This is a genomic window from Chamaesiphon sp. OTE_75_metabat_556 (assembly GCF_031378165.1).
Lineage (GTDB): Bacteria > Cyanobacteriota > Cyanobacteriia > Cyanobacteriales > Chamaesiphonaceae > Chamaesiphon.
Genome location: NZ_JANNDR010000424.1, coordinates 1 through 3,377 on the forward strand (window position 1 = coordinate 1; position 3,377 = coordinate 3,377).

Below are 3,377 nucleotides of genomic sequence, written 5' to 3' on the forward strand. Positions count from 1 at the left end.
ATGCAGTGATGTTTCTCGCGCGCGGAGCGACTGAAATCACGCGGAGGTTTCCTCCGCATGTGTTTCAGTCAAGACAGAGGCTGTGCCTACGGCAGGCTTTGCCAACGCCAACAAGGGTGAGAACCGCCGCATCCGTGGTTATGAGTCGTTTGCGATTATCGTTCCGATAGGCTACGCTAACGGTTCGCCTTTGAGTTGTTGCAGCAGTGACGCTACATCAAACAGTGGTGTGTGCTCTACGACCTTGCCGAATTGAAAGCGATCTTGACAAAACCCAAGTACGTCAAAATCTCTTCCCGTGGGTTGAACTCCAAGTACGGGGGCAACTTGTGTTCCACGCCACCGCATCCTGCACATCACCAGATCGGCTTCACCAACAAGCTCTTCAACCGACATCATTACGTTTTCAAACGCAGCAACAAAGTCTCGATCTCCCTTCATGTAAGTGTCCCGATCGACCCAGCCATGACCGAAGAAAAAAGCACGGAAGTCCCTTGCCAGAAACTTTTCATACGCAGATTCCAGGTTTGGCGTACCGAAAGACTCGTGCCACTGCCGAGATACTTCCTTGTTTGTTTCAATGCTCATGAATGCTCCTAAATTGGTTAATCACCCGCTCTATTCGCCTACTTCACCTTCAGCCCCGTCCAGTGAGCAGCAAAAGCCCACATATCCGCCGTTTCCTCGTTGGCGTAGCCTACCGGAGGTAATCGCCTTGTCAACGGGCTTGCCTGCTCCATGTCTCGCGCGGGTTTCGATGCGGACGAGGTGCGGCTTGAAGCCGATATCCGCCGCCTGGACGGCTTTTTCAGCATTGACTGGATTACGCCAACGCCTTTAATTGCGGATATTAGCTTCTTCATAAAATCAGTTTCAACCTGTAAGGTTTGAATCGATTAATTACATTACATTAGAGTTTAATTAATCGTTAACGGTAGCAGAGAGTTTGCCTTAGCAATAGCCGCGCCGAGAGGTAATCGACACCTTCAAGTTAACCACCTAAACATTTAAAACACTCTCTCTAAAGGCATAGATAAAAATACTTTAATAAAACAGAATAATGCAATGCTAATTTTTACATTATTCTGCATAAAAATAGTATTAAAAACTCTGCTTTGGTACATGCACCTAACTATTGAGAAGGCTATGAGGCATTAAATTTAATAAAAATTAGATTGCAAATAACTCACAAATTTCTCGCATTCAAAAGGTATGGTGAACGCAAAAATTATGAGGCAAAAAGTTGTTTTAATTTATACTTAAAAAAAGTAACTAAAGCTAGTTGTATCAGCAGAACTATTCTATATCTGTAGTTTCTTTTCTTTTGTTTACTCAACTAAATTCGCTTGCTTGAGATCCACCATTAGAGTCTTCAAGAAATCCAGAAACACCCGCACTTTAGCTGGGAGGTATTGTTTTTGTGGATAAATCACCGAAATTATTTCCACTGGTGCGGCATAGTCTCGCAACAGTGGGACTAGCTGACCTTGGGCGATCGCTGGCTCTACCATGAAACTCAACTCCTGCACAATGCCAATTCCCGCGATCGCTGCCGAGAGATGGGCATCGGGATGATCGATCGCAAAATTCCCCCGCACGGGCAGACGGAAGACCTTGCCCTGGCGTTGAAAGATCCATTCAAACTGCTTGCGCGTTTGCGGGTAAATAAAATTCAAGCAGTTGTGTTGTAACAAATCTTCGGGCGTTTTTGGCATACCTTGTTGCTCTAGATAAGCTGGAGCGGCACAAACGACAAAGCTAGTAGTTGCCAGTGGTTGCATAATCAAGCGACTGTCGCTCGTGTTCCCAATTCTGACCACTGCATCAATCCCCAATTCAATTAAATCCACAGTGCGATCGCTCAAGGAAATATCGAACTGAATATCGGGATAGGTTTGCAAAAACTTTGCTAAAGCAGGAACGATATGGCGTTGTCCCAACGAAACATTTAGATCGATGCGAAGCAGACCTTGAGGGCGAGATCGTGCCTTTGATAGTTCTAGTTCCGCTGCTTCTAGATCCGCCAAAATTTGCGTGCAGCGATCGAAAAACATCGCACCATCCTGAGTCAACCGAATCTTGCGAGTTGTGCGCTCAAATAAGCGAGTGTCCAACTCAGCCTCTAGACGCTGGATCGCCTTACTCACTGACGAAGGAGCAAGTCCTAACTGCCGCGCCGCCACCGAAAAACTAGACCAGCGAGCCGCTTCGACAAAGAGAGCAATGGTATTGAGTTTATCTTTCACGATCGATCTGCCCACTAGATTAATGAATTGTATTCACAAATATTGTGCTTTACAACGGGTTTTTCTATCGAAAGACTTCAATTAACTTAGATATATGGTTAGAAACGATTCAATCCACTAGATACAATAAACCAGGAGATTGACTATGACACCCAACAACAAACTGGCACAAAAACGCCTTCTAATAATTGGCGGTAGTTCGGGAATTGGGCTGGCTACCGCCCAGCAAGCTACCGCTGCGGGTGCCCAGACGATCGTTGCCGGACGCAGTGAAGCCAAGTTACAAGCCGCTGTCGCATCGATGGGCGGGGATGTCACCACCTATCCCGTCGATCTTACCGATGATGCCTCGGTGAAGTCTCTATTTGAGAAGGTGGGTACTCTTGACTATCTGGTTATCACTGGGCCTGCGCCAAATTTTGGTCATTTTCTCGAATTAGATACAGAGCAAGTTCACCAGGAATTTGAAGGTAAATTCTGGGGACAATACCGAGCGGTGAAATATGCCGCACCGCACCTCAGTAAGACTGGGGCAATTGTCTTGATGAGTGGAGCTTATAGTGCGCGCCCAGTGCCGGGAGCGACTTCGTTAGCGGCTGTGCAAGCGGGGATTGAAGGATTAGCACGAGGACTTGCGATCGACCTTGCACCAATTCGCGTGAATGTAATCAGCCCTGGCTTAACCGATACCCCTCTTATTCACGAATTTTTCGCCGATGAGACTGCTCGTAAAACCCTTTACGACGAACAAGTGCAAGCTCTTCCGGCTCGGCGCATTGGCACATCAGACGATATTGCCGAATCGATTATGTACCTGCTTACCAACAGCTACACGACAGGCAGCACCCTCTTCCCTGATGTCGGCTACAGTCTCAGAAAAGATCGGACATTCACAACAAAAAACACATTCAAATACAAGCTAATACACTGGATCAAAAGCAAAAGCTTATCTTGAAGAAAAGAGAGACACTCAACTGCAAGTAGAAAATCAAAACTTAAAAACTTTTCAATCGACTTTTCAATATTCTTTAATGAATGCTATGTTACAAGGAAAACCAAGTTATTCTCCTTTTCTTATTTTAATAAAAAATTTACTAATCCAATCGAAATTCAACAAACAATAAATAATAA

The 3,377-nt window shown here is 45.4% G+C and carries 4 protein-coding genes; 2 read left to right on the forward strand and 2 right to left on the reverse strand.

Annotation, left to right across the window (positions count from 1 at the left end; genetic code table 11):
* Positions 1 to 171 precede the first annotated feature (171 nt).
* Complete coding sequence (locus RMO27_RS17220; protein WP_309734745.1) at positions 172 to 588, reverse strand: ester cyclase; 417 nt, start codon at positions 586 to 588, stop codon at positions 172 to 174.
* 127 nt (positions 589 to 715) lie between these two features.
* On the opposite strand from RMO27_RS17220, the gene RMO27_RS17225 reads away from it, so the two are divergent.
* Complete coding sequence (locus RMO27_RS17225; RefSeq protein ID WP_309734747.1) at positions 716 to 841, forward strand: hypothetical protein; 126 nt, start codon at positions 716 to 718, stop codon at positions 839 to 841.
* Positions 842 to 1,328: 487 nt separating this feature from the next.
* Here the strand turns inward: RMO27_RS17225 and RMO27_RS17230 are convergent, their stop codons facing one another.
* Complete coding sequence (locus RMO27_RS17230) at positions 1,329 to 2,246, reverse strand: LysR family transcriptional regulator (protein WP_309734750.1); 918 nt, start codon at positions 2,244 to 2,246, stop codon at positions 1,329 to 1,331.
* Positions 2,247 to 2,391: 145 nt separating this feature from the next.
* Between RMO27_RS17230 and RMO27_RS17235 the strand changes: the two genes are divergently transcribed.
* Positions 2,392 to 3,201: an SDR family oxidoreductase gene (locus RMO27_RS17235; RefSeq protein ID WP_309734752.1), complete on the forward strand. Its 810-nt coding sequence runs from the start codon at positions 2,392 to 2,394 to the stop codon at positions 3,199 to 3,201.
* The last annotated feature ends 176 nt before the right edge of the window (positions 3,202 to 3,377 follow it).

Coding starts and splice junctions, on each gene's coding strand:
- RMO27_RS17235 (WP_309734752.1), top strand. CDS start 2,392: ATGACACCCAACAACAAACTGGCACAAAAACGCCTTCTAATAATTGGC.
- RMO27_RS17220 (WP_309734745.1), bottom strand. CDS start 588: ATGAGCATTGAAACAAACAAGGAAGTATCTCGGCAGTGGCACGAGTCT.